This is a genomic window from Pseudomonas sp. FSL R10-1339 (assembly GCF_009600545.1).
Taxonomy (GTDB): Bacteria; Pseudomonadota; Gammaproteobacteria; order Pseudomonadales; family Pseudomonadaceae; genus Aquipseudomonas; species Aquipseudomonas bubulae.
Genome location: NZ_WIVQ01000001.1, coordinates 190580 through 214369, shown reverse-complemented (window position 1 = coordinate 214369; position 23790 = coordinate 190580). Strand labels below are relative to the sequence as shown.

The following is a 23790-nucleotide window of genomic DNA, read 5'->3' as shown; positions in this document are numbered from 1 at the left end:
TCGCTGCGTGTTAGCTCGCGATGTTTCTCAAGACTCCAACGACAGAGTAATGAATTACTCTGCTGCTTCTGGTGCAACACGTGGAGCGTGAACGTTGGCTACTGCCAGGTCGTTACCGTGTGCCAGAGCTACGAACTCAACGCCTTTAGGAGCGGTGATGTCCGACAGGTGAATGATCGAGCCGACTTCAGCGTTAGCCAGGTCAACTTCGATGAATTCAGGCAGGTCTTTTGGCAGGCAGGAAACTTCGATTTCCGCAACAACGTGGGAGATCTCGCCGCCTTTCTTGATCGGAGCCGCTTCACCAACGAAGTGAACCGGTACGATTGCAGTCAGTTTTTGACCAGCAACAACGCGTACGAAGTCAGCGTGCATCACGTGGCCTTTAGCCGGGTGACGTTGCAGAGCTTTGATGATCACGTTTTGCTTAACGCCGCCAACGGTCAGTTCGATAACGTGGCTGTAAGCAGCTTCGTTTTCGAGCAGTTTGGCAACTTCTTTAGCCAGCATGCTGATGGATTCAGGGGCTTTTTCGCCACCGTAAACTACAGCTGGAACCAGGCTTGCGAGACGACGCAGGCGGCGGCTCGCACCTTTCCCCAGGTCGGAACGCACTTCAGCATTCAGAGTAAAATCGTTCATGTTGTATCTCCAAAATAACCACATCCGCCCTGGCGTTTGCGACCAGCGCCATGGACGGTATGGGCAAAAAAGCCCCGCCCCAACGGATTGCTGGGGCGGGGCGCTTTTCGTCAGCAGAAGTCCTGAAAGGGCAGGGCCCTTATCGGAACATCGCGCTGATCGATTCTTCGTTGCTGATGCGGCGAACCGCTTCAGCCACAACCGGTGCGATATCCAGTTGGCGGATACGCGAACAGGCTTGTGCGGCAGCGGACAGCGGGATGGTGTTAGTCACCACCAGCTCATCCAGCATGGAATTTTCGATATTCTCGATTGCCCGACCCGACAGCACAGGGTGTGTGCAGTAGGCGAACACTTTGGAAGCACCATGCTCTTTCAAGGCTTTAGCCGCGTGGCACAACGTGCCGGCGGTATCGACCATGTCATCAACCAGAATACAGGTACGCCCTTCGACATCACCGATGATATGCATCACTTCAGAGTGATTGGCTTTCTCACGGCGTTTGTCGATGATACCCAGATCGACGCCCAGGGATTTGGCAACAGCACGTGCACGCACGACGCCGCCGATATCCGGGGACACAATCATAAGGTTCTCAAAGCGCTGATCTTCGATGTCATCCACCAAAACTGGGGAGCCATAGATGTTATCTACAGGAATATCGAAGAAACCCTGGATTTGGTCAGCATGCAAATCAACCGTGAGAACACGATCGATGCCGACTACGGTAAGCATGTCAGCAACAACTTTTGCGCTGATAGCCACACGTGCGGAACGCGGACGGCGATCCTGACGGGCATAACCAAAGTAAGGAATAACAGCAGTAATACGAGTCGCTGAGGAGCGGCGGAAGGCATCAGCCATCACGACGAGTTCCATCAGGTTATCGTTGGTCGGAGCACAAGTCGGCTGAATGATGAAAACGTCTTTACCGCGGACATTTTCATTAATCTCAGCGGTAATTTCGCCGTCGGAAAACTTGCCGACAGAGATGTCACCGAGTGGGATATGCAGCTGACGTACGACACGCCGAGCCAGATCGGGGTTAGCGTTCCCCGTAAAGACCATCATCTTGGACACGCGCAGTACCTGAAGGCTGAGGGTAACCTGGATGAGTATAAGAAATGGCAGGGGCGGCTGGATTCGAACCAACGCATGGCAGGATCAAAACCTGCTGCCTTACCGCTTGGCGACGCCCCTGTATCTGTTGCTACGAGTACCGTGTACCCGTTTTCTTTTACAAATTTTGCAGCTTGCGATGCAACATCGAAACGTTGCTTCCTTTTGCTACAAACCCTGTAAGGGTCTCTGTAAGAAGGTGCAGCACTTTATCAGCATCTGCTTCGTTTGGGAAGGCCCCAAATATACAACTTCCAGTTCCAGTTAATTTTGCTTCGGTATATTTACCTAACAAATTCAAAGCGTTACGTACTTCTGGATAACGCTCCTTCACTACTGCTTCGCAGTCGTTTCGGCTGTTTCCCTTGGGAACGGGGCGCACTTTAATGGGCAAAGAGTCACGTGTCAACAACGGATCTGAAAATATTTCTGCAGTACTTACAGATACTTGCGGGACAAGCACCAGATACCAGGGTTCTTCTGGCTCGGCAGGCGTAAGAATTTCGCCGACACCTTCAGCAAATGCGGCGTGGCCACGAACGAAAACCGGGACGTCGGCCCCAAGAGTCAGGCCCAGCGCTGCCAGCCGGTCTTCATCCCAGGCCAGTTGCCAAAGATGGTTGAGCGCGAGCAGTGTTGTGGCGGCATTGGAACTGCCGCCACCGATGCCGCCGCCCATGGGCAACACTTTTTTGATCCAGATATCGATCCCCAGCGGGCAAGCGGATTGTGCCTGAAGCTTTTTTGCGGCCTTGACGATCAAATTGTCGTCATGAGCAACACCGGGGAATTCGGTGTGCAGGCAAATGATTCCGTCGTCACGCACGGCAAAGGTCATTTCATCGCCGTAGTCGAGAAATTGAAACAGCGTTTGCAGTTCGTGATAGCCATCTTCGCGACGACCGAGAATGTGCAGCATCAGATTAAGCTTTGCCGGGGAGGGCAAAACCAGAGTGTTTCGATTCAGACGGTCTTGCATCTTATTGACCCAACAAGCGAGGTTGCCAATCTTTAACCACGAGCGTGACATCCAGATCCGGGCCGTGCAGCTTGACCCGCTCAGGCAGCCAGAAGCCGTTTTGCTCGACATAGCTCAAATATTCGATTTTCCAGCCGTCCTGTTCCAGGTTGGCCAGGCGGCTGTCAGCATTCAATGTTACCCGGCTTTTGCTGCCGGGCGCAGGCAAGCCGCGTACCCACCAGACCAGATGTGACACTGGCAGGCTCCAGCCCAATTGTTCGCCCAAAAGCGCTTCAGGGGTCGGTGCTTCATAGCGGCCCTGATTGGCCACTTCCAGAAGCACGTTGCCCGGGCGCCCGGTCAGGCGAGCGGCTCCGCGGCCCAGCGGACCGGAAAGGCGTATGTCGTAATAGTCCTGGCGCTGCAGCCAGAACAGCGTGGCGCTGCCCGATTCTTTAGGGGCGCGAATGCCGACTTTGCCGCTGATTTGCCAGCCGTCGAGCCGGGTCAATTGCTGTTTGTGGGTTGACCACAGGGCAGGGCTGCCGTGGCCTTCTACGGATTCGCGGGCGCCGAAGCCCGCGCAACCGGCGAGCACGGCAATCAGGCTGAAAACCACGAGATGGCGCAAGTGACGATAAAACATGAGTTAAAGAGTCTCTGATCCGGTCAGGCGCAAAATGGTTTTGCGCAGAATAGGGCTGTCAGGATTTTCTTTAAGAAAAGTGCCCCAGATTGTTTTGGCTTCACGCTGCTTGCCATTGGCCCACAGCACTTCGCCCAGATGAGCGGCTACTTCCTGATCAGGAAAACGCTCCAGTGCCTGGCGCAGCAAGCGTTCGGCCTCATCCAGATTGCCAAGGCGATAATTCACCCAGCCCAGGCTGTCGAGCACAGCAGGGTCGTCCGGGTTCAGATCGTAGGCTTGCTGGATCAGCGCCTTGGCTTCCGTGTAGCGAGTGGTTCGATCCGAAAGCGTATAGCCCAGGGCGTTCAATGCCATGGCGTTGTCAGGTTCACGCTTGATGATGGCGCGTAAATCCCGCTCCATCTGATCAAGATCGTTACGTTTCTCGGCCAGCATGGCGCGTGAATACAGCAGGTTGAGATCGTCCGGGTATTGCTTGAGTGCTTGTTGCAGCGTGTTCCAGGCGCGATCGGTCTGGTTGTTCGCCGCCAGGGTTTCGGCTTCTATCAAGTACAGCTGGATGGCGTAGTCGGGCTGTGCACCACGGGCCGAGGCCAGTTTTTTCGAGGCTTCGGCGCCGCGACCATGGCTGATCAGGATGTCCGCCTGGCGCAGTTGTGCGGGCAGGTATTCGCTGCCGGGACCTACCAATGCGTACTCAACCAGTGCGCCCTCGGGATCATTGCGTTCTTCGGCGATGCGGCCCAGGTTCAGATGCGCCGAGTCGACATGGCTGTCGCGCTCGATCAGCTCTTGCAGATAGCCTTCGGCTTCGTCCCAGGATTTGCCTTCCAGGCAAACCAGTGCCAGCGAGAATCGCAGCTCATCGTCTTCGGGGTATTGCTCCACCAGGCTGGCAAACTGCACTTTTGCCTCGGCCATGCGGTTCTGCTCGACCAGGGTGCGCGCATAGGTCAGGCCCAGGCGCTTGTCATCGGGGTACTGGCTGACGCTTTTTTTCAGCAGGGGCAACGCTTCATCACCGCGGTTGAGGCTTTGCAACAAACGGGCGCGCAACAGAATCGGGGCGACTTCGCCGTTTTGCGGCGGGTTCTTTTCCAGTAGCTTCAGCGCGCCTTCGGCATCACCGTCCTGTTGCATCAACAAGGCCTTGCCGAAAATCAGCTGACCGTTGTCCGGGTGCTTGGCCAGCAGGCTGTCAAAACTTTTTTGCAGACCTGCCCGGGTATCCGCATCGGTTTCTATGGCCGCCAGGGCCAGGAAATCGAAGTGAGTATCACCCTTGGCCTGCAGGACTTTTTCCATGTAGACCAGGGATTCGTCATAACGGCCGTTGCGCGCCAGCTGAATGGCTGCAGCACGTTGCGCCTCGATATCGTCCGGGGCGTTTTTCACCCAGATTAGCGAGGTATCCAGTGCGGCCTGGTCGGCGCCCAGATACTCGGCGATACGGAAAGCGCGTTCGGAAACTCCCGGATCCTGCGTGTTGATCGCTTGCGTCACGTAGTTATCGAGGGCGATATCCAGACGATTGCGCTGGCCGGCCAGCTCGGCGCTCAACAGGCTGTACAGCGTGTCTTCGCTGAACGAACTGTAGACCGTGGGTTTTTCCGGGGTGGAGGAAACGTCTTCTGCCGCGGATGAGTCATCCGGGGACGTGGGGGCCAGAGCCTGGCAGCCACTGAGAAGGACGAGAGCGAGGAGCAACGCGGAGGATCTATTCATATAAGAGATGGGCGACTTACCTGCGGTCTGGGCATCATGACACATGCAATGGTGCAAACCATAACAGGTGCGACTATCGATATCCGGGGCTGATGATGTGTTCAACAGACGTTAACTATAGAGACAATAGTCAGCAATGGTTGTTCTGAATCTGGCGAAGTAGGACAATTGTCGGCTTCTTGTCATCATCAGCGATCTTGAATGGCCTTCCTCGCACTCGGTATTAACCACAAGACTGCTTCAGTAGACGTCCGCGAGCGCGTGGCTTTTACTCCGGAGCAGTTGGTTGAGGCCTTGCAGCAGCTCTGCCGCCTAACCGACAGTCGCGAAGCTGCGATCCTCTCCACCTGCAATCGCAGCGAGCTCTATATAGAGCAGGACCACCTTTCGGCAGACCGTGTGCTGCAATGGCTGGCGGACTATCATGACCTGAGCCTCGATGAACTGCGTGCCTGCGCCTATATCCATGAAGACGACGCAGCCGTTCGTCACATGATGCGCGTGGCTTCAGGCCTGGATTCGCTGGTGTTGGGCGAACCGCAGATTCTCGGCCAGATGAAGTCTGCCTATGCCGTGGCGCGTGAGGCGGGCACGGTCGGGCCGTTGTTGGGGCGCTTGTTCCAGGCCACGTTCAACTCGGCCAAACAGGTGCGCACCGACACCGCCATCGGTGAAAACCCGGTTTCGGTGGCCTTTGCCGCGGTGAGCCTGGCCAAGCAGATCTTCAGCGATCTGCAGCGCAGCCAGGCCTTGCTGATCGGTGCGGGCGAGACGATTACCCTGGTCGCCCGCCACCTGCATGACCTGGGAGTAAAGCGTATCGTGGTGGCCAACCGTACCCTGGAACGCGCCAGTACCCTGGCTGAGCAGTTTGGCGCCCACGCGGTACTGCTGTCGGATATTCCCCAGGAGCTGGTCCACAGCGACATCGTGATCAGCTCCACGGCCAGCCAATTGCCGATTTTGGGCAAGGGCGCGGTCGAAAGCGCCCTGAAGCTGCGCAAGCACAAACCGATCTTTATGGTCGATATTGCCGTTCCCCGGGATATCGAGCCTGAAGTCGGTGAGCTGGACGACGTGTACCTCTATACCGTCGACGACTTGCACGAAGTGGTTGCCGAAAACCTCAAGAGCCGTCAGGGCGCGGCCCAGGCGGCAGAAGAGCTGGTGAGCATCGGCGCTGACGATTTTATGGTGCGCCTGCGTGAACTGGCGGCTGTGGATGTGCTCAAGGCCTACCGCCAGCAAAGCGAACGCCTGCGTGACGAAGAGCTGCAAAAGGCCCAGCGCATGCTCGCCAACGGCAGCAATCCGGAAGATGTGCTGGTACAACTGGCGCGCGGGCTGACCAACAAATTGCTTCATGCCCCCAGCGTACAACTGAAAAAACTTTCCGCCGAAGGCCGCCTCGATGCGCTGGCCATGGCCCAAGAACTTTTTGCCCTCGGTGAGGGCTCATCGCATAGCTCTGCGGATAAAAAATAGTAATGAAAGCGTCACTGCTTAATAAACTGGACATCCTCCAGGACCGTTTTGAAGAACTGACCGCATTGCTTGGCGATGGCGAAGTCATTTCCGATCAAACCAAATTCCGCGCCTATTCCAAGGAATACTCGGAAGTTGAACCCATTGTTGCCGCTTACGCGCAGTGGCTCAAAGTGCAGGCCGACCTTGAGGGCGCCCAGGCGTTGCTCAAGGACAACGACCCGGACATGCGCGAAATGGCAGTCGAGGAAGTTCGTGAAGCCAAAGAGCGATTGATCGAACTGGAAAAAGACCTGCAACGCATGCTGCTGCCCAAGGATCCGAATGACGGGCGCAACGTGTTTCTGGAAATTCGCGCCGGCACCGGTGGCGATGAAGCGGCGATTTTTGCCGGTGATCTGTTTCGCATGTACTCGCGCTACGCCGAGCGCCGTGGCTGGCGGGTTGAAATCCTGTCCGAAAGCATCGGCGAGCATGGTGGCTATAAAGAAGTCATTGCCCGTGTCGAAGGTGAGAATGTTTACGCCAAGCTGAAGTTCGAGTCCGGTGTACACCGCGTGCAGCGTGTACCTGCAACCGAATCCCAGGGTCGTATCCATACCTCGGCCTGTACCGTGGCGGTGCTGCCAGAGCCCGATGAGCAGGAAGCCATCGAGATCAACCCGGCCGATTTGCGTGTGGATACCTACCGTTCCTCCGGAGCCGGTGGCCAGCACGTCAACAAGACCGACTCGGCCATCCGCATTACTCACTTGCCCTCGGGCATTGTGGTGGAGTGTCAGGAAGAGCGTTCCCAGCATAAAAACCGGGCGCGGGCGATGTCCTGGCTCTCGGCCAAATTGAATGACCAGCAAACCAGCGCCGCGGCCAATGCCATTGCCAGCGAGCGCAAGTCGCTGGTGGGCTCGGGGGATCGTTCCGAGCGCATCCGCACTTACAATTTCGCGCAGGGGCGAGTGACTGACCATCGTGTCAACCTGACCCTGTATTCCCTGGATGACGTACTGGCTGGCGGCGTTGATGCCGTTATCGAGCCTTTATTGGCGGAGTTTCAGGCTGATCAACTGACAGCCCTGGGTGAATAAATGACTATTATTGCCAGCTTGTTGCGTGCTGCTGAACTGCCTGATTCTCCTACGGCCCGTCTTGATGCGGAGCTGCTGCTGGCCGCTGCCCTGGGCAAGTCGCGCAGCTATCTGCACACATGGCCCGAAAAAATCGTCAGCAGCGAAGCCGCCTTGACCTTCGCCGAGTACTTGCTGCGCCGCCGTGCCGGTGAGCCGGTGGCCTATATTCTGGGGCAGCAGGGTTTCTGGAACCTTGATCTGGAAGTGGCGCCGCATACGCTGATTCCGCGCCCGGACACCGAGTTGCTGGTGGAAACCGCGCTGGCCCTGCTGCCCGCAACCCCGGCCAAAGTGCTGGACCTGGGCACTGGCAGCGGCGCAATCGCCCTGGCTTTGGCCAGTGAACGTGCCGCCTGGCACGTTACGGCAGTTGACCGCGTGCTTGAGGCCGTGGCTCTGGCCGAGCGCAATCGCCAGCGTTTGCAGCTCGACAACGTCAATGTGTTTACCAGCCATTGGTTCAGCGCGCTGGACGACCAGCGTTTTGACCTGATTATCAGCAACCCGCCCTATATTGCTGCCGGTGATGTTCACCTGGCGCAAGGCGATGTGCGTTTCGAACCTGAAAGCGCTCTGGTTGCCGGTGCCGATGGCCTGGACGATATCCGCCAGATCATTACCGCTTCTGCGCAGCACTTGAATGCAGGTGGCTGGTTGATGCTGGAGCACGGTTACGATCAGGCTGCAGCTGTGCGCCAACTGTTGCAGGACGCAGGTTTTGCCGAGGTTGAAAGCCGCACGGACCTGGGCGGCCACGAACGCATTACATTGGGCCGCCTGCCGTGCTGACCGACGAGGAGCTGTTGCGCTATAGCCGACAGATCCTGTTGCAACAGGTTGATATCGATGGCCAGCTGAAGCTGAAAAACAGCCGTGTGCTGATTGTCGGGCTGGGTGGGCTGGGCTCGCCCGTCGCGCTGTACCTGGCCGCCGCCGGTGTCGGCGAGCTGCATCTGGCTGACTTTGACAGCGTTGACCTGACCAATCTGCAGCGTCAGATCATTCATGACACTGCCAATGTTGGCGAGAGCAAGGTGGACTCGGCGTTGCGCCGACTGCGCCTGATCAATCCGCATCTCAAGCTGGTTGCCCACCGCTCGGCGCTGGATGCCGATTCGCTGGCCGACGCCGTTGCCGCGGTGGATCTGGTGCTCGACTGCTGCGACAACTTTGCCACCCGTGAAGCGGTGAACAAAGCCTGTGTTGCGGCGCGCAAGCCGTTGGTCAGTGGCGCGGCGATTCGCCTTGAGGGGCAGCTGTCGGTGTTTGACTCGCGCCAGAGTGCCAGCCCTTGCTATCACTGCCTGTACGGGCATGGCAGCGAAGAGGAGCTGACCTGCAGCGAAGCCGGCGTCATTGGTCCCCTGGTGGGGGTGATCGGCAGCTTGCAGGCCCTTGAAGCGCTCAAGGTATTGGCCGGGTTTGGTGAGCCACTGGTGGGCCGGCTGTTGCTGGTCGATGCCTCGAGCACGCGTTTTCGCGAATTGCGGGTCAAGCGCGACCCGGCCTGCAGCGTATGCGGTACTGGCCATGAGTGAGGCGCCGATTGGCGTTTTCGACTCCGGCGTCGGTGGCTTGTCGGTACTCAAGGAGATCCACGCGCTATTGCCCAACGAATCGCTGCTTTATGTGGCGGACTGCGGGCATATCCCCTATGGCGAAAAAAGCCCCGAATTCATTCGTCAGCGCTGCGCGGTAATGGCTGAATTTTTCCAGCAGCAAGGCGCCAAGGCGCTGGTGCTGGCCTGTAATACTGCAACGGTGGCTGCGGTGGCGGATTTGCGTCAGCGTTACCCGACCTGGCCCATGGTCGGTATGGAGCCAGCGGTCAAACCGGCGGCAGCGGCCACCCGCAGTGGTGTGGTAGGCGTACTCGCCACGACCGGTACATTGCAGAGCGCCAAATTTGCCGCCTTGCTCGATCGTTTTGCCAGCGATGTGCGGGTTATCACTCAGCCATGCCCGGGCCTGGTGGAACTGATCGAAACCGGCGACCTGCACAGCGATACCTTGCGAACTTTGTTGCGCGGTTATGTCGAACCGTTGCTGGCCGCGGGCTGTGACACCATTATTCTTGGCTGTACGCATTACCCCTTCCTCAAGCCTCTGCTAAGCCAGATGCTTCCTGGTTCGATTACCCTGATCGACACCGGTGCCGCCGTGGCGCGCCAGCTCAAGCGATTGTTGGCTGAGCGCGGCTTGCTGGCAGCTGGCCCGCCTGCTGAAACGCAGTTCTGGACCAGCGCTTCTCCTGAACACTTAGGAAATATCCTGCCTGTGTTGTGGAATAAATCTGGCGTTGTGCGAAGCTTCGGTCTGTAAAAAAACAGAACTTATGCTTCATGACACCTGCCTGATGAAGCGCATAACCACTGACATGGGCATATGAAAATAGGATTTTCTTATGAAGCGACTGTTTTGTTTGGCTGCGCTTGCAGCCGCTGCACTGGGGCAAAGTTTTACTGCACAGGCTGCCGGGCTTGAATTTGCGGTGGGGCACACCAGCGAATCGACCATGACCTACCGTCTGGGCTTGAAATCTGATTGGGACAAAAGCTGGCTACAAAGTGATGTGGGGCGTCTGACCGGCTATTGGGATGGGGCTTACACCTACTGGGAAGGTGACAAGTCATCCGCGAGTAATAGCCTGTCGTTCTCGCCCGTGCTGGTGTACGAATTTGCCGGTGGAAGCGTAAAGCCCTATCTCGAAGCCGGGATCGGGGTGGCGTTGTTCTCGCACACTGAAGTGGAGGGCAACCGTCTGGGAACAGCTTTCCAGTTTGAAGACCGTTTGGGGTTTGGCCTGCGCTTTGCCGGTGGTCATGAGGTCGGGATACGTGCGACCCACTATTCCAATGCCGGGATCTCCAGCACCAATGACGGCGTAGAAAGCTATGCGCTGCACTACACCATGCCGCTGTAGGGGCATGTATTTAGCGATACGCCGTGGCAATGCCCTGGCGTTCATTGAGGCATTCGACTTCGCCCATTTCGAACTCGCGGCAAATCAGTGGTCGAAGCTCATAGATGGTGCACATCATGGTGTTGCGGTCCAAAGCCGCACACCAACCATCATCCAGGCGCAGCATCACTTCGCCGCCCCAGTCATCCTCTGCAATAAAACGCTCGGGCACACCGGTATCGGTGATCAGCATCACTTCCAGCTGGCAGCAGCATGCCGCGCACGTTGAACAGGTAACGGCGGGTTCGGTAATTTCGGTCAGGGGGATGTTGGTCATAGGCGTGCAGTGTAAGGCAGTGCTGGCATCAGGTGTGAATGTGCTGATGAACGCAGATGTATAACCCCCCGTAGATACTCTGTTGCCGGTCAACCCTCCCTGTGGGAGCGAGCCTGCTCGCGAACGACTTTCGCGAGCAGGCTCGCTCCCACAGTTAAAATTTCCTTCAGACCTTGCAGCTGCCGCAGCCGTCGTAAAGTCAGCCATTGCGGTTTGCCAGATGAAACTCGCTCTCAGGATTTACGCTTGCTGCGCAACCGGACGTAGCCTGTCGGCAATCGCTACAAGGACCGCAAACAACCCAGCCCACAACAGGCTCAACCCGGCCAGCGTCGGCCACAGGCCCAGCGGGAATTGCACCGCGCCCAGACGTTGCCCGGCGTAATACGACAGCGGTCCACCGATGGCTCCCAGCAAAACAGCACGCCACCAGGGCTTGGCAGTCCACGCCAGGCAGTGGTTCAAGGTGATGGCCAGCAGGGCCCAAAGCAACATCAGCCAGAACGGAATCACTATGCCGGGCTGCTTGAAGGCGAAAACATCGGCATTGAGCAACAGGCTGTCCACCGTACTGCCGAGCACGCACACGACCACTACCAGGCGCACTTCTGCCAATGAGCGGCTGATAAACAGCAGATGCACCAGCAGGGCGCCCGCGGCCAGCAGCAACCACAGGCTGTTGCCTCCCAGTACACAGGCAAACCAGCCGAGCTGGAACAGCCCGGCATTGGCCAGGTTTTTAAGCATTGAACCGGCCAAGCAATGGTTCGGGCATGGCCGCCGGCTTGGCCAGCAACAATTGTGCGGTGCCGATGCTGCGCTCGAGAAAGCCGCCCTCGCAGTAGCACAGGTAAAACTCCCACAGGCGCAGAAAATATTCGTCGTAACCCAGCTCCGTAAGGCGACCGTGGGCGCGGCGAAAGTTCTCATGCCACAGGCGCAGGGTTTTGGCGTAATGCAGGCCAAAATCTTCCATATGCATCAGATTCATATCGGTGTCCTTGCCGACAATTTCGAGCATTTTTTGCACGCTGGGCAGTGCACCACCGGGAAAGATGTAGCGCTGGATAAAGTCCACGCTACTTTTTGCCTGCTCGTAACGCTGCTCGCGAATGGTGATGGCTTGCAGCAGCATCAGACCGTGGGGCTTGAGCAAGCGGGCGCATTGCTTGAAGTAACTGGGCAAGAAGTGATGGCCGACTGCTTCGATCATCTCGATCGACACCAGCTTATCGTATTGCCCGGTCAGGTCGCGGTAATCCTCCAGCAGTAACGTTACTTGCTCTTGTAAGCCCAGCGCCTCGATGCGGGTTTGGGTGTAGTCGAATTGCTCTTTGGACAATGTAGTCGTCGTCACCTTGCAGCCGTAATGTTGCGCTGCATACAGCGCCATGCTGCCCCAGCCGGTACCGATTTCCAGCAAATGGTCTGCGGGCTTGAGGTCGAGCTTCTGGCAGATGCGCTGCAGCTTGTTAAGCTGGGCTTGCTCCAGGGTGTCGTCAGCCGTTAAGAACTGCGCGGCGGAATACATCATGGTCGGGTCGAGGAATTGCTCGAACATGTCATTACCCAGGTCGTAATGCGCAGCAATGTTTTTTTGCGAGCCCTTGCGGGTGTTGCGATTGATCCAGTGCAAGCCGCGTATCAGCGGGCGACCCAGGCGGGCCAGGCCACCTTCCATGGCATCAAGCACGTCCATGTTGCTGACCAGTACGCGGATCACTTTGGTCAGGTCAGGTGAACTCCAGTAGCCATGAATAAAGGCTTCGCCGGCGCCAATCGAGCCGTTGCTGGCGATCATGCCCCAGACACTTGTATCGTGAATCTGCACCTCGCCGACCAGGCCCGCGCCGCTGTCACCGAAGATCAGGCGTTCACCGTTTTCGGTGACCACCAGATGCCCGCTTTTCAATTGACTGAGCTGGCGCAGCACCCCGCGTCGCAGTAGTGCGCTGGTCAGGTTGTGGGTAGTCGACAGTGAGGTTTTGCTCACCAGGCTAGGGCTCTTCATGGCGTTGATCCTTGGGTTGCAGGGCGGCAATGCGAAAGGCGCCGTCGGCGGCCTGGTGGGAAAAAATCGGTGTGCGTTTAAGAAACAGGCGCAAGGCTTGCCAGTAAATGGCCAAGCAGGTTTTGGCGGTCATCCACGGGAACTGCCGCAGATAGCGGTGCAGGCCCGGGCGGTCCAGGGGAGTGCGTTGCAGGTTGCGGGTGGCATCAAACAGTTTCAGATCACCTTGCCAGTCGGCCATATGCACCCCGAGCCGGGCCTGGGGCGGGCTGAAGCTCATGTGGTATTCCAGATCCCGTGGCAGAAAAGGTGATACGTGGAAGGCTTTGGCCACGGCAACGTGGGAAAGACCGTCTCCATTGGCGGGAAGCACATAGTGATAACGTTCGCGCCAAGGCGTATTGGTGACTTCACACAGGAGGGCGGCCAGTTTTCCGTCAGCTTCGTAACAATAGAAGAAGCTCACCGGGTTGAAGGACAGCCCCCAACTGCGGGCTTGTGTGAGCACGCATATCGGGCCTTGCGGCGTATACCCCAAAGCGCTGGAAACTTGCTGGCGTACCGCATCAATCAGGCGCATGCCGGTTGCGGTGAAGGTTTTCAGGTAATCGGTTTCACGAAACGAGAAGGGCGCAAAGCGACTTTTGCCTGCCAGTGGTGAAAGCCCCAGTACAGCGTCTTGCTCATCCAGATCCAGATACAACAGGCCGATCTGATAGCGAAAGGCATGGGGCTTTGGAGCAAAGCGCCGATGGCCGATCCAGCCGCTGTACAGGGCGCTGTTCATAATTGCTGACCAAAGGCCTGGGCCACGCGCAAGGCGCTGACCACGCCGTCTTCATGGAAGCCGTTGGCCCAATAAGCGCCACAAAAGTAGCTGTGCTGTGCGCCCAGCAGTTCTTGCCAGCGCGCTTGCGCGGCGACGGCGTCCAGACTGTATTGCGGGTGGGCATAGGTGTAGCTGGCCAGCACTTTGAGCGGATCAATTGCTGCGGTTTGGTTGAGACTGACGCAAAAAGTGGTCTCGCTCTGAATCCCTTGCAGGATGTTCATATCGTAGGTTACGGCTGCACGTTTTTGCCCTGCACCGCCCAGGCGATAATTCCAGCTAGCCCAAGCCAGCTTTCGGTCGGGTAGTAATCGGGTATCGGTGTGCAGCACGACCTCGTTGTCGGCGTATGGCATGGCTCCCAGAATCTGTTGTTCGGCAACTGAGGGCTTGGCCAGCAGCTTCAGGGCCTGGTCGCTGTGACAGGCAAAGATCACCTTGTCGAAAGATTCAGTACCACCAACGCTGTGCACCAGAACGCTTTCGGCATTGCGTTCAACCTGGATAACCGGGCAGTTGCGGCGAATCCTGTCGGCAAATCCTGCGCTCAAGGGTTTTAGGTAGCTACTGGAACCGCCTTCAATCACACGCCATTGCGGGCGATTGCTGACGCTGAGCAGGCCGTGATTCTTGAAAAAGCGCACAAAGAACTGCAATGGAAAGGCCTGCATCTCGACCAGTGACATCGACCAGATCGCAGCCCCCATCGGCACGATATAGTGTTCGATAAAGCGCGAGCCATAACCCCGCAGTCGCAAGTAGTCGCCCAACCGGGTGTTGCTGGCAATACGTTGTTCGTCCAGGTCGCGAATGGCCTCGCGATTGAAACGCAAAATATCGCGCAACATGCCCCAGAACCTGGGCGACAACAGGTTGCTGCGCTGGGCGAACAGGCTGTTGAGGGTATTGCCGTTGTATTCGAGGTTGCTGTCGGTGTCGTGGACTGAAAAACTCATTTCAGTGGCTTTGGAGCCAACACCCAATTGCTCCATCAATTTGATGAAATTAGGGTAAGTCCAATCGTTGAACACAATAAAGCCGGTGTCCACGGCATAGGTTTGGCCTTTGACGCTCACATTGACGGTATGAGTGTGCCCGCCGATCCAGTCGCTGGCCTCGAACACGCTGACATCATGTTCTTTATGCAGCAGGTAGCCGCAGGTCAGCCCTGAAATCCCGCTGCCAATGATCGCTATTTTCATGATGGATTACCGTCGGATGTACGTGCCAGACGCTTGCCTAACGCCACTTGCAGGCGCTTTGGCAGGTTTGCCAGCAGCCGCAAGGAGGCAATGAACAGCGTCGGGAAGGCGATCTCCAGCGGGCGTTTTTCCAGGCGCTGGCAAATATGCCGTGCCGCCTTGTGTGCAGGCCAGCGCATGGGCATCGGGAAGTCATTGTGTTCAGTGAGCGGGGTATCGACAAAGCCGGGGCTGACCAGGGTGACATCGATCTGTTCCTGGGCCAGATCGATGCGCAACGATTCGAGCAAGTAGCGCAGGCCGGCTTTTGACGCACCGTAGGCCCCGGCCCGTGGCAATGGCCATAAGGTGACCGAGCTGACCACTCCCACCAGATGCGGTCGCGAGCCTGCGCGCAGCAGTGGCAGTGCGCTTTCCAGGCAATAGCTGTTGGCCAGCAGGTTGGTGCGCACCACGCGCTCGACCAGTGCGGCGTCGAAGTGGCGGGCATCAACATACTCACAGGTGCCTGCATTGAGGATTACGGTGTCCAGCGCGCCCCAGGCCTGGAGGATGCGCTTGCCAATTTCGCGTACCTGCAGGCTGTCGGTCAGGTCGCCGGGCACCAGCAAGACCTGTCCGGGGTAACGGTCGGACAAGGCTTTCAAAGGCGCCAGCGTGCGGGCTGTCAATGCCAGCCGGGTGCCGCTACTGAGCAACTCTTCGGCCATTTGCGCACCAATGCCGCTGCTCGCGCCCGTGAGCCAGATCCGCCGCCGATCAGCCATGGCTGGCCTCCAGCATTTGCCGGGAGGGCAGATTTTTGAAGGCGCTCAAGGCGCGGTCGCGGCTTTGGCTCAAGTTGACGATGGGCGCCGGGTAATTGGCCACGCCAAACAGCCCGCCCACCGACGCGGGGTTGTGCACCTGTTTTTTGTTCAGCTCGGCCAGTTCGGGCAGCCAGTGCTTGATAAATTTACCCTCGGGGTCGAAGCGTTCGGACTGGGTGATCGGGTTGAAAATACGGAAATACGGCACCGAGTCGGTTCCCGTGGATGAACTCCACTGCCAGCCGCCATTGTTGGCGGCCAGATCACCGTCGATCAGATGCTGCATAAAAAAGCGCTCGCCCTCGCGCCAGTCGATCAGCAGATTTTTGGTCAGGAACATAGCCACTACCATGCGCAGGCGGTTGTGCATCCAGCCGGTTTCCAGCAGTTGCCTGATGGCCGCGTCGATAATCGGGAAGCCAGTGCGGCCCTGTTTCCAGGCGGCCAGTTCATCCGGCGCGTGGCGCCAGGGCAGGTATTCGGTTTCCGGACGAAAGGCGCGGTGACGTGAGACCCTTGGGTAGCCCACCAGGATATGTTTGTAGAACTCGCGCCACAGCAGCTCGGTGATCCAGGTAAAGACCCCCGGGCTGCCGCTTTCAAACTCGCCGTTGTTGCTTTGCAATGCGGCGTGCAGGCATTGGCGGGGTGAGATCACGCCTGCCGCGAGGTAGGCCGACAGCTGGCTGGTACCTGGTTTGGCGGGCAGGTCGCGTTCGTCCTGATAGTAGTGGATCTGCTCATCGGCAAACTGTGCCAGGCGTTGGCGAGCCTGATCCTCGCCTGCTGGCCACAATGCGCGCAGCGAATCGCTGGGTACGGCGAAACCGCTGACAGACTTGGGTATGACGTCGCTCTGGATATTCTGCGGTGATTGTTTTTCAGGCCTGGCAACCAGCTTGGGCAAGGCCATGTGCAGGCGGTTGTAGCAGATGCGGCGAAACTGGCTGAAGACCTGAAAGCACGAGCCCGACTGCGTGAGGATGCTGCCCGGCTGGAACAACAGTTGGTCGAGGTAACCGTGAAACTCGATGCCCTGGGCTTCAAGGGCCCGGGCAACTGCCTGGTCGCGGCGGGTTTCATGGATGCCATATTCCTGGTTGGTGTGTACCGCCTCAACTCCGTGCTGCTGGCACAGCTCAAGGAGCACCGCAGGCGCCTGGTCCCAGCTGGGCGCAGTACGAATAAGCAAAGGAATATTGAGCTGTTGCAGGCTGTTGCTCAGCGTGCGCAGATTGCGCAGCCAGAAGTCTACCTTGCTTGGCGCATCGTCATGGGCCAGCCATTGCTCGGGGCTGATCAGGTATACGGCCAGGGTGGGGCCGCGTTTGGCAGCGGCGCTCAGGGCGGTGTTGTCGTCGTGGCGCAAGTCGGTGCGCAGCCAGATCAGTTGCATATCATTTCCTAGCGATAAAGGCCGAGTTGGCTGAGGCGTTGATGGGCCTCTACCGGGTTGTGGGCCAGATACAATCCTGCGATCTCGGTTGTACTTACGGACAACTGGTCGAAGTGGATGCATACCGTCGGTCCGGCGATCAGGATCGGGCAGTCGATACCCTGCAGCAGTCGGGGCAGTTGATGGGTATTGAGGGTTTTGCTGGAGTACAGCACCACGGCGCGGGGCTTCAAATGCTCGACAGCCAGGCCCAGTTCGCCGCCGGGCACAGGTGCGTCGAAGACTTCTACCGGGCAGTGGCTGCTGCTGACCAGCAAGGCGGTCAGCCACAGTTGCGGCTCGAAGGGCAGGTCGGAATGATTGATCAGCAGTACCGGCGCGCCCTTGAGCGAACGGTTGTTGTGATAAATCCGTGCCCCCAGCTTGCTGCGCAGCCAGGAGTGGAAAAACACCCGCTCCAATTGCGCACCGAACTGCCCTTGCCAGCGTTGTTCCAGCTCGCTCAAAAGAGGCAGCAGCAGTTGTTCGCAGAGCGGGCGGGCAGGGTAGAGCGACATTGCCTGGTTAAAGCAGTCGTCGAGGCGGCGTTCGGCCAGCTCACTGATGGCTTCAATCATGGTTTGCCGCCACGCCTGCCAGTCGCTGTCAGGTGCCGGGGCGAGAGTAGGCGGCGCGTTGAGTAGCGGCTTGATCTGGCTGACCGACACGCCACGGTTGAGCCACAACAAAATCTGCTGGATGCGCTGGATATGCTCGGTCGAGAACAGGCGATGGCCCTTGGCCGTGCGGTGCGGCACGATCAAGCCGTAGCGGCGTTCCCAGGCACGCAGGGTCACGGCATTCACTCCGGTGATGCGCGATACTTCGCGGATGGGCAACCAGCCTTCGGCCAGTGCCTGGCTGTAGTCCGTACCAGGGGTGTTGGACATGATCAGGTCATCATTCATGGTCAGATGGCATTACGCAGGCTGAGGTCTTCCGGATGCGGCTGCAGGTAAACCTGGCGCGAGATGTACGGGTGGGGGTGCAGGCGAAAGTGATGCTTGAGCAGGGTCAGCGGGACCACCAGTGGCACGATGCCGTGCAGGTACTGGCCAATCAGTTGCTGGACTTCCTGCTTGTCTTCGGCGCTGATGGCTTGCTTGAGGTAGCCACTGATATGTTGCAGCACATTGGTGTGGGTGCGGCGGGTGGCACATTTTTTCAGGGCTTTCATCAGTTCGCTGAAGTACTGCGGTGCGATGCCCATAGGGTCTTGCTTGCCAAGGCTGCCGAGCAGGTTGCCGAGGGTTTTGTACTGCACCGGATGATGGGCCATCAGCAGATATTTGTAGCGGGCATGAAACTCGGTCAGTGAGCGGCGGGTAACGCCCTGTTTGAGCAGTGCCTGCCAGGCGCTGTAGGCGTACACCCGGGTCATGAAGTTTTCCCGCAGCACCGGGTCGTTCAAACGGCCGTCTTCTTCCACGGGTAAATCGGGTTGAGCGTCACAGAATGCCCGGGCGTAGATGCCGCGCCCGCTCAGTTCGGCAGGGCGTCCGCCGTCCTGATACACCTTGACCCGCTCCAGGCCACAGGACGGGGACTTCTGCATGAAGATGTAGCCGCAGATATCGGTGTGCGCCGCGGCCATTTCCACGCCGTAGTCGTGCAGGGGCCGGGTCACGTCCAGCGTGCTGTCGACCGTGCCGACAGCCTGGGGTTGTAAGGGGTTGCCCACCAATCGCACCGGCTGGCGCGGAATGCCCAGACCGATGGCGACCTCGGGGCAAAGCGGGACAAATTCGAAGTGTTGGGTCAGGGCCTGGCTGCACAGGCGTGACTCTTTATGCCCGCCGTTGAACCGCACTTCAGCCCCCAACAGGCAGGCGCTGATGGCTATTTTGGGTTTGTGCCGGGCAGATGCGGGGCTGGGCATGTGACGAACCTCCAAGAATTACTTGTACATCTTTTTGGTGATGTACAACTTGAGTTCATCATATGCCAGATGTTGTACAAGTCAAATTTCTTGTACAGGTATTTGGAGCGTTGTTAATCCCGCGTAGCAGCTGCTCGTTCCTGCGGCAGCTGCTGCGGCACGTGTTGTGGCTTCAATCCAGATGCTCGATCAGCCTTCGCGCTGCTTCCTGGCCGCTGAGCCAGGCGCCTTCCACGCGACCTGACAAGCACCAGTCACCACAGGCATACAGGCCCAGATCGGAGTCGGCCAGCGCGCCCCATTCATGCGCCGCAGCAGGGCGGGCGTAGAGCCAGCGGTGGGCCAGGCTGAAAATCGGTGCGGGAGTAGGGAAGTGCATCAACTCGGCAAATGCGCCGTGCAGATGTTCGATCACCGACTCTTTGGGCAGGTCGAGGTTCTGTTTGCTCCAGGCACTGGTGGCGTGCAGGACCCAGGTGTCAGGCTGGCTGTCGCGCCCGGGTTTGCTGCGGTTACGGGCCAGCCAGTCCAGCGGGCTGCCTTGCACGAAGCAGCCTTCCATGGGCGTGTCGAGGGGGGATTCGAACGCCAGTGCCACGGCCCAGGCCGGTTCCATTTTCACACCGGCAGCAGCGCTTGCGAGCTTGGGTGCGCTGGCCAGCAGGGACGTGGCTTGTGGTGCCGGAGTGGCGATGATGACGTGGCTGAACGGGCCGTGTTCCTCACCTTCGGCATCCAGCAAGTGCCAGCGTTTTTCGCCGCGTATAAGGTCGGTGATCTGGCAGGAGAAACTCACGGGCAAATGGCCCAGCAGGCCTCGGGTAATGGCGCTCATGCGCGGCGTGCCCACCCAGCGGGTTTGCTCGTCGGGTGAGGGGCTTAACAGGCCATTTTTATAGTGGTACAGGTGCGGTTCCCATTCGGCAGCCCAGCCTTCGGCTTGCCATTGCTGGACTTCATCGACAAAACGGCGGTCGCGTGCGGTGAAATACTGAGCCCCCAGGTCCAGTACCCCGACATCACTGCGCTTGCTCGACATGCGTCCACCGCTGCCCCGGCTTTTATCGAACAATTGAATTGCATGCCCCGCCTTGTGCAGGGCATTTGCGGCTGACAGCCCGGCTATGCCGGCACCGATAATTGCAATGGGTACAGTCATTGTGGCCCCCGATCTCTGTTTGCACAGACTACGCCGTCGGCAATACCTGTACAATTATGTTTTTTAGTATAGGTTTTAGTGTTTGTTCCAGATCCATGTGGCCTATTCTTAAATCAGCTCAACGACCGATAAAAGGTCTTTAGATAAAAATAGACCAGTGCTCCCGATAAAACTCCTTGTGAGGATCAACTCATGCACATTTTGCTGACCGGCGGTACAGGCTTGATAGGGCGTCAGCTCTGTCGTCACTGGCTGGCGCAAGGCCATCGCCTCAGTGTGTGGAGCCGTCGCCCCGAACAGGTGGCTCAATTATGCGGTGCCCAGGTCAAAGGGATTGCCCTGCTTGAAGAGCTTGGTGAGGAGCCGATTGATGCGGTGATCAACCTGGCCGGCGCGCCGATTGCCGATCGGCCCTGGACCCGCAAGCGCAAGGCTTTGTTGTGGAGCAGCCGCATCACCTTGACCGAGACCCTTGTGGGTTGGTTGCAAAGTCGTGCGCAAAAGCCTTCAGTGCTGGTATCGGGTTCGGCCGTGGGCTGGTATGGCGACGGTGGTGAGCGCGAGCTGACAGAAGAGTCGCCGACGGTGAGTGAGGATTTCGCCAGCCACTTGTGTATTGCCTGGGAAGAGACCGCTCAGCGGGCACAGGTTTTGGGGGTGCGCGTGGTACTGGTGCGCACGGGGCTGGTGCTGGCGGCCGAAGGCGGCTTTTTGTCGCGCCTGTTGTTGCCGTTCAAGCTGGCGCTGGGCGGGCCGATAGGCAATGGTCGGCAATGGATGCCGTGGATTCATATCAATGACCAAATCGCCCTGATTGATTTTCTTGTGCATGAGAATGCCGCAAGCGGTCCTTATAATGCCTGCGCGCCGCATCCGGTGCGCAATGGCGAATTTGCTCAGGTGCTGGGTCGCGTGTTGCACCGCCCGGCCTTTATGCCCATGCCTGCCTTTGTGTTACGTGTGCTGCTCGGCGAGATGGCCGGTTTGTTGCTGGGTGGTCAGCGGGCTCAACCGGCAAAACTGCTGGCAGCGGGTTTTACTTTTCAGTTCACCGATTTGCGTGCGGCGCTCGAAGATGTCGCCGCCCGCCCCTGAAATAGGAAGTTGCATGACCGATCACGCGCTGTTGCTGGTTAACCTGGGTTCGCCGGCGTCTACTTCGGTAGCGGATGTACGCAGCTACTTGAATCAGTTTTTAATGGACCCGTACGTCATCGATCTGCCGTGGCCGGTGCGACGCTTGCTGGTGTCGCTGATTCTGATCAAGCGGCCCGAGCAATCGGCCCATGCCTATGCCTCGATCTGGTGGAAGGAAGGTTCGCCGCTGGTGGAACTGAGCCGCCGTTTGCAACAGGCCATGACCAAAGAGTGGAGCCAGGGCCCGGTCGAGCTGGCAATGCGTTACGGCGAGCCATCGATTGAAACCGTGTTGACCCGTATCGCTGCGCAGGGCATCAAAAAGGTCACTCTGGCGCCGCTTTACCCGCAGTTCGCCGACAGCACCGTGACCACGGTGATTGAAGAGGCCAAGCGGGTGGTAAAGGCCAAAAAGCTGCCTGTCCAGTTCTCCATCCTGCAACCGTTCTATGATCAGCCCGAATACCTCGATGCTCTCGTGGCAAGTGCCCAACCGCATCTGGAGCAGGATTACGATCACTTGCTGCTGAGCTTTCACGGCTTGCCCGAGCGGCATTTACACAAGCTGGATCCGACCGGCAACCACTGCTTCAAAAATGATGACTGCTGCAAGAATGCATCGCCTGCGGTACTTGCCACCTGTTATCGGGCGCAGTGTCTGCGCACCGCACAGGCCTTTGCCGAGCGCATGGGCTTGCCTGAAGGGAAGTGGTCGGTGGCGTTCCAGTCCCGTCTGGGCCGGGCCAAGTGGATTGAACCCTACACTGAGGCGCGTCTGGATGCGTTGGCCAAGCAAGGGGTGAAGAAAATTCTGGTGATGTGCCCGGCGTTTGTGGCCGATTGCATTGAAACCCTGGAAGAGATTGGCGATCGCGGACGCGAGCAGTTTATCGAGGCGGGGGGCGAGGAGTTGGTGCTGGTGCCGTGTCTCAATGACCACCCGCAGTGGGCGCAGGCGTTGAACACGTTGTGTGAGAGGGCGCCGCTGGCCCTGTAGAAAACCCCTGTGGGAGCGGGCTTGCTCGCGATGCAGTCAACGCGGTCTATCTGTTGGATAGAGGTGATGCCATCGCGAGCAAGCCCGCTCCCACAAGGATTACAGGTCAGATGACGGGCCCGTCACCTTTTTTCTTGTGCTTCCAGCTGTCATTGCCCGGCAGGATCAGGTTCAGCGCAATCGCCACAATGGCGCACAGCGCGATGCCTTTGAGACCGAAGTCCTCAGGCCCCATCCCCGTACCGATCAGTACGCCGCCAATCCCGAATACCAGGGTCACCGAGACGATTACCAGGTTGCGTGCTTCGCTCAGGTCGACTTGATGACGGATCAGGGTGTTCATGCCCACCGCCGCAATCGAACCGAACAGCAGGCACAGAATCCCGCCCATCACCGGCACAGGAATGCTTTGCAGCAGTGCGCCGAACTTGCCGATAAATGCCAGGCTGATGGCGAAGATCGCCGCCCAGGTCATGATTTTCGGGTTGTAGTTCTTGGTCAGCATCACCGCGCCTGTCACTTCGGCGTACGTGGTGTTGGGTGGGCCACCCAGCAGACCGGCTGCAGTGGTGGCAATGCCGTCACCGAACAGTGTGCGGTGCAGGCCCGGTTTTTTCAGGTAGTCGCGACCGGTTACGCTGCCTACGGCAATGACACCGCCAATATGTTCAATGGCCGGGGCAAGTGCCACGGGGACGATAAACAGAATCGCCTGCCAGTTGAACTCGGGCGCGGTGAAGTGCGGTAGCGCAAACCAGGGGGCGGCAGCGATCTTGGCGGTGTCGACAACACCGAAGTAGAACGCCATGCTAAAACCTACCAGCACGCCGGCAATGATCGGCACCAGACGGAAAATCCCTTTGCCGAATACGGCCACGATCAAGGTGGTCAGCAGTGCTGGCATCGAGATCAGCATGGCCGTCTGATAGTGAATCAGCTCGGTGCCATCTTCAGCGCGACCCATGGCCATGTGTGCAGCAATGGGTGCCATCGCGAGGCCGATCGAGATAATCACCGGGCCAATCACCACGGGTGGCAGCAGGCGGTCAATAAAACCGGTGCCCTTGAGCTTTACCGCGAAACCGAGAAAGGTGTACACGAAACCGGCTGCCATCACGCCGCCCATGGTCGCGGCCAGGCCGAACTGACCCTTGGCGAGAATGATCGGAGTAATGAAAGCGAAACTCGAAGCCAGAAAGACCGGCACCTGGCGCCGGGTCACGATCTGGAACAGCAGAGTCCCGAGACCCGCCGTGAACAGCGCAACGTTAGGGTCCAGGCCTGTAATCAAAGGCATCAACACCAACGCGCCAAAGGCCACGAAGAGCATCTGCGCGCCAGATATGATCTGGCGCCAGAGCGGGTCGTTGAACTCGTCCTGCAT

Annotated in this window: 24 protein-coding genes and 1 tRNA gene; 8 read left to right on the top strand and 17 right to left on the bottom strand. The window is 58.3% G+C overall.

Going from position 1 to position 23790, the window contains the following annotated elements:
- Positions 1–54 precede the first annotated feature (54 nt).
- The 6 genes from GHO03_RS01085 to GHO03_RS01060 form a co-directional block, all read right to left on the bottom strand.
- Positions 55–642: a 50S ribosomal protein L25/general stress protein Ctc gene (locus GHO03_RS01085; protein WP_095003177.1), complete on the bottom strand. Its 588-nt coding sequence runs from the start codon at positions 640–642 to the stop codon at positions 55–57.
- Positions 643–781: 139 nt separating this feature from the next.
- A complete protein-coding gene (locus GHO03_RS01080) occupies positions 782–1723 on the bottom strand; it encodes a ribose-phosphate pyrophosphokinase (RefSeq protein ID WP_019825119.1) in 942 nt (313 codons plus the stop codon).
- A 45-nt stretch (positions 1724–1768) separates the two neighbouring features.
- A tRNA-Gln gene (locus GHO03_RS01075) sits at positions 1769–1843 on the bottom strand.
- A gap of 37 nt (positions 1844–1880) precedes the next feature.
- Positions 1881–2741, bottom strand: coding sequence for a 4-(cytidine 5'-diphospho)-2-C-methyl-D-erythritol kinase (gene ispE / locus GHO03_RS01070; RefSeq protein WP_370688637.1), 861 nt, complete (start codon positions 2739–2741; stop codon positions 1881–1883).
- 1 nt (position 2742) lies between these two features.
- Positions 2743–3369, bottom strand: coding sequence for a lipoprotein insertase outer membrane protein LolB (gene lolB, locus GHO03_RS01065; RefSeq protein WP_153398876.1), 627 nt, complete (start codon positions 3367–3369; stop codon positions 2743–2745).
- A 3-nt stretch (positions 3370–3372) separates the two neighbouring features.
- Entirely contained in the window at positions 3373–5097 is a 1725-nt protein-coding gene (locus tag GHO03_RS01060) for a tetratricopeptide repeat protein (RefSeq protein WP_095023088.1), read from the bottom strand.
- A gap of 201 nt (positions 5098–5298) precedes the next feature.
- On the opposite strand from GHO03_RS01060, the gene hemA reads away from it, so the two are divergent.
- The 6 genes from hemA to GHO03_RS01030 all read left to right on the top strand — a co-directional run bounded on the left by hemA (position 5299) and on the right by GHO03_RS01030 (position 10632).
- Complete coding sequence (gene hemA / locus GHO03_RS01055) at positions 5299–6582, top strand: glutamyl-tRNA reductase (RefSeq protein WP_095003174.1); 1284 nt, start codon at positions 5299–5301, stop codon at positions 6580–6582.
- A 2-nt stretch (positions 6583–6584) separates the two neighbouring features.
- On the top strand, positions 6585–7667 hold the full coding sequence (prfA, locus tag GHO03_RS01050; protein WP_095003173.1) for a peptide chain release factor 1: 1083 nt from the start codon (positions 6585–6587) through the stop codon (positions 7665–7667).
- Positions 7668–8498: a peptide chain release factor N(5)-glutamine methyltransferase gene (gene prmC / locus GHO03_RS01045; protein ID WP_095003172.1), complete on the top strand. Its 831-nt coding sequence runs from the start codon at positions 7668–7670 to the stop codon at positions 8496–8498. It begins immediately after the preceding gene.
- The gene (locus GHO03_RS01040) at positions 8492–9247 is read left to right on the top strand and encodes a molybdopterin-synthase adenylyltransferase MoeB (RefSeq protein ID WP_095023086.1); all 756 of its coding nucleotides are present in this window, start codon (positions 8492–8494) and stop codon (positions 9245–9247) included. Before prmC ends, GHO03_RS01040 begins: the two co-directional genes overlap by 7 nt.
- The gene (murI, locus tag GHO03_RS01035; protein WP_095018255.1) at positions 9240–10031 is read left to right on the top strand and encodes a glutamate racemase; all 792 of its coding nucleotides are present in this window, start codon (positions 9240–9242) and stop codon (positions 10029–10031) included. Before GHO03_RS01040 ends, murI begins: the two co-directional genes overlap by 8 nt.
- Positions 10032–10113: 82 nt before the next feature.
- Entirely contained in the window at positions 10114–10632 is a 519-nt protein-coding gene (locus tag GHO03_RS01030; RefSeq protein WP_095001103.1) for an acyloxyacyl hydrolase, read from the top strand.
- 10 nt (positions 10633–10642) lie between these two features.
- On the opposite strand, the gene GHO03_RS01025 is transcribed toward GHO03_RS01030, so the two are convergent.
- The 10 genes from GHO03_RS01025 to GHO03_RS00980 all read right to left on the bottom strand — a co-directional run bounded on the left by GHO03_RS01025 (position 10643) and on the right by GHO03_RS00980 (position 20272).
- Positions 10643–10948: a YkgJ family cysteine cluster protein gene (locus GHO03_RS01025; protein ID WP_095001104.1), complete on the bottom strand. Its 306-nt coding sequence runs from the start codon at positions 10946–10948 to the stop codon at positions 10643–10645.
- 240 nt (positions 10949–11188) lie between these two features.
- The gene (locus tag GHO03_RS01020; RefSeq protein WP_095001105.1) at positions 11189–11695 is read right to left on the bottom strand and encodes a DUF2878 domain-containing protein; all 507 of its coding nucleotides are present in this window, start codon (positions 11693–11695) and stop codon (positions 11189–11191) included.
- Entirely contained in the window at positions 11688–12959 is a 1272-nt protein-coding gene (locus tag GHO03_RS01015; RefSeq protein ID WP_095020518.1) for a cyclopropane-fatty-acyl-phospholipid synthase family protein, read from the bottom strand. The genes GHO03_RS01020 and GHO03_RS01015 overlap by 8 nt, the downstream gene beginning before the upstream one ends.
- On the bottom strand, positions 12946–13746 hold the full coding sequence (locus GHO03_RS01010) for a DUF1365 domain-containing protein (RefSeq protein ID WP_153398873.1): 801 nt from the start codon (positions 13744–13746) through the stop codon (positions 12946–12948). The genes GHO03_RS01015 and GHO03_RS01010 overlap by 14 nt, the downstream gene beginning before the upstream one ends.
- The gene (locus tag GHO03_RS01005) at positions 13743–14990 is read right to left on the bottom strand and encodes an NAD(P)/FAD-dependent oxidoreductase (protein ID WP_095001108.1); all 1248 of its coding nucleotides are present in this window, start codon (positions 14988–14990) and stop codon (positions 13743–13745) included. Before GHO03_RS01005 ends, GHO03_RS01010 begins: the two co-directional genes overlap by 4 nt.
- On the bottom strand, positions 14987–15757 hold the full coding sequence (locus tag GHO03_RS01000; RefSeq protein WP_153398870.1) for an SDR family oxidoreductase: 771 nt from the start codon (positions 15755–15757) through the stop codon (positions 14987–14989). Before GHO03_RS01000 ends, GHO03_RS01005 begins: the two co-directional genes overlap by 4 nt.
- Entirely contained in the window at positions 15750–17195 is a 1446-nt protein-coding gene (gene phrB, locus GHO03_RS00995; protein ID WP_153398867.1) for a deoxyribodipyrimidine photo-lyase, read from the bottom strand. Before phrB ends, GHO03_RS01000 begins: the two co-directional genes overlap by 8 nt.
- Before the next feature lie 8 nt (positions 17196–17203).
- The gene (locus tag GHO03_RS00990) at positions 17204–18142 is read right to left on the bottom strand and encodes a MerR family transcriptional regulator (RefSeq protein WP_095001111.1); all 939 of its coding nucleotides are present in this window, start codon (positions 18140–18142) and stop codon (positions 17204–17206) included.
- A gap of 2 nt (positions 18143–18144) precedes the next feature.
- Positions 18145–19113 (bottom strand): DUF523 and DUF1722 domain-containing protein, encoded by a 969-nt coding sequence (locus tag GHO03_RS00985; RefSeq protein WP_095001112.1) that lies wholly within the window; start codon positions 19111–19113, stop codon positions 18145–18147.
- A gap of 172 nt (positions 19114–19285) precedes the next feature.
- On the bottom strand, positions 19286–20272 hold the full coding sequence (locus GHO03_RS00980) for an NAD(P)/FAD-dependent oxidoreductase (protein WP_095001113.1): 987 nt from the start codon (positions 20270–20272) through the stop codon (positions 19286–19288).
- A gap of 192 nt (positions 20273–20464) precedes the next feature.
- Here GHO03_RS00980 and GHO03_RS00975 point away from each other — a divergent pair, with 192 nt between their 5' ends.
- Entirely contained in the window at positions 20465–21367 is a 903-nt protein-coding gene (locus GHO03_RS00975) for a TIGR01777 family oxidoreductase (RefSeq protein ID WP_095001114.1), read from the top strand.
- 13 nt (positions 21368–21380) lie between these two features.
- A complete protein-coding gene (gene hemH / locus GHO03_RS00970) occupies positions 21381–22406 on the top strand; it encodes a ferrochelatase (protein ID WP_095001115.1) in 1026 nt (341 codons plus the stop codon).
- Positions 22407–22512: 106 nt separating this feature from the next.
- On the opposite strand, the gene GHO03_RS00965 is transcribed toward hemH, so the two are convergent.
- Positions 22513–23790 (bottom strand): uracil-xanthine permease family protein, encoded by a 1278-nt coding sequence (locus tag GHO03_RS00965; protein ID WP_153398865.1) that lies wholly within the window; start codon positions 23788–23790, stop codon positions 22513–22515.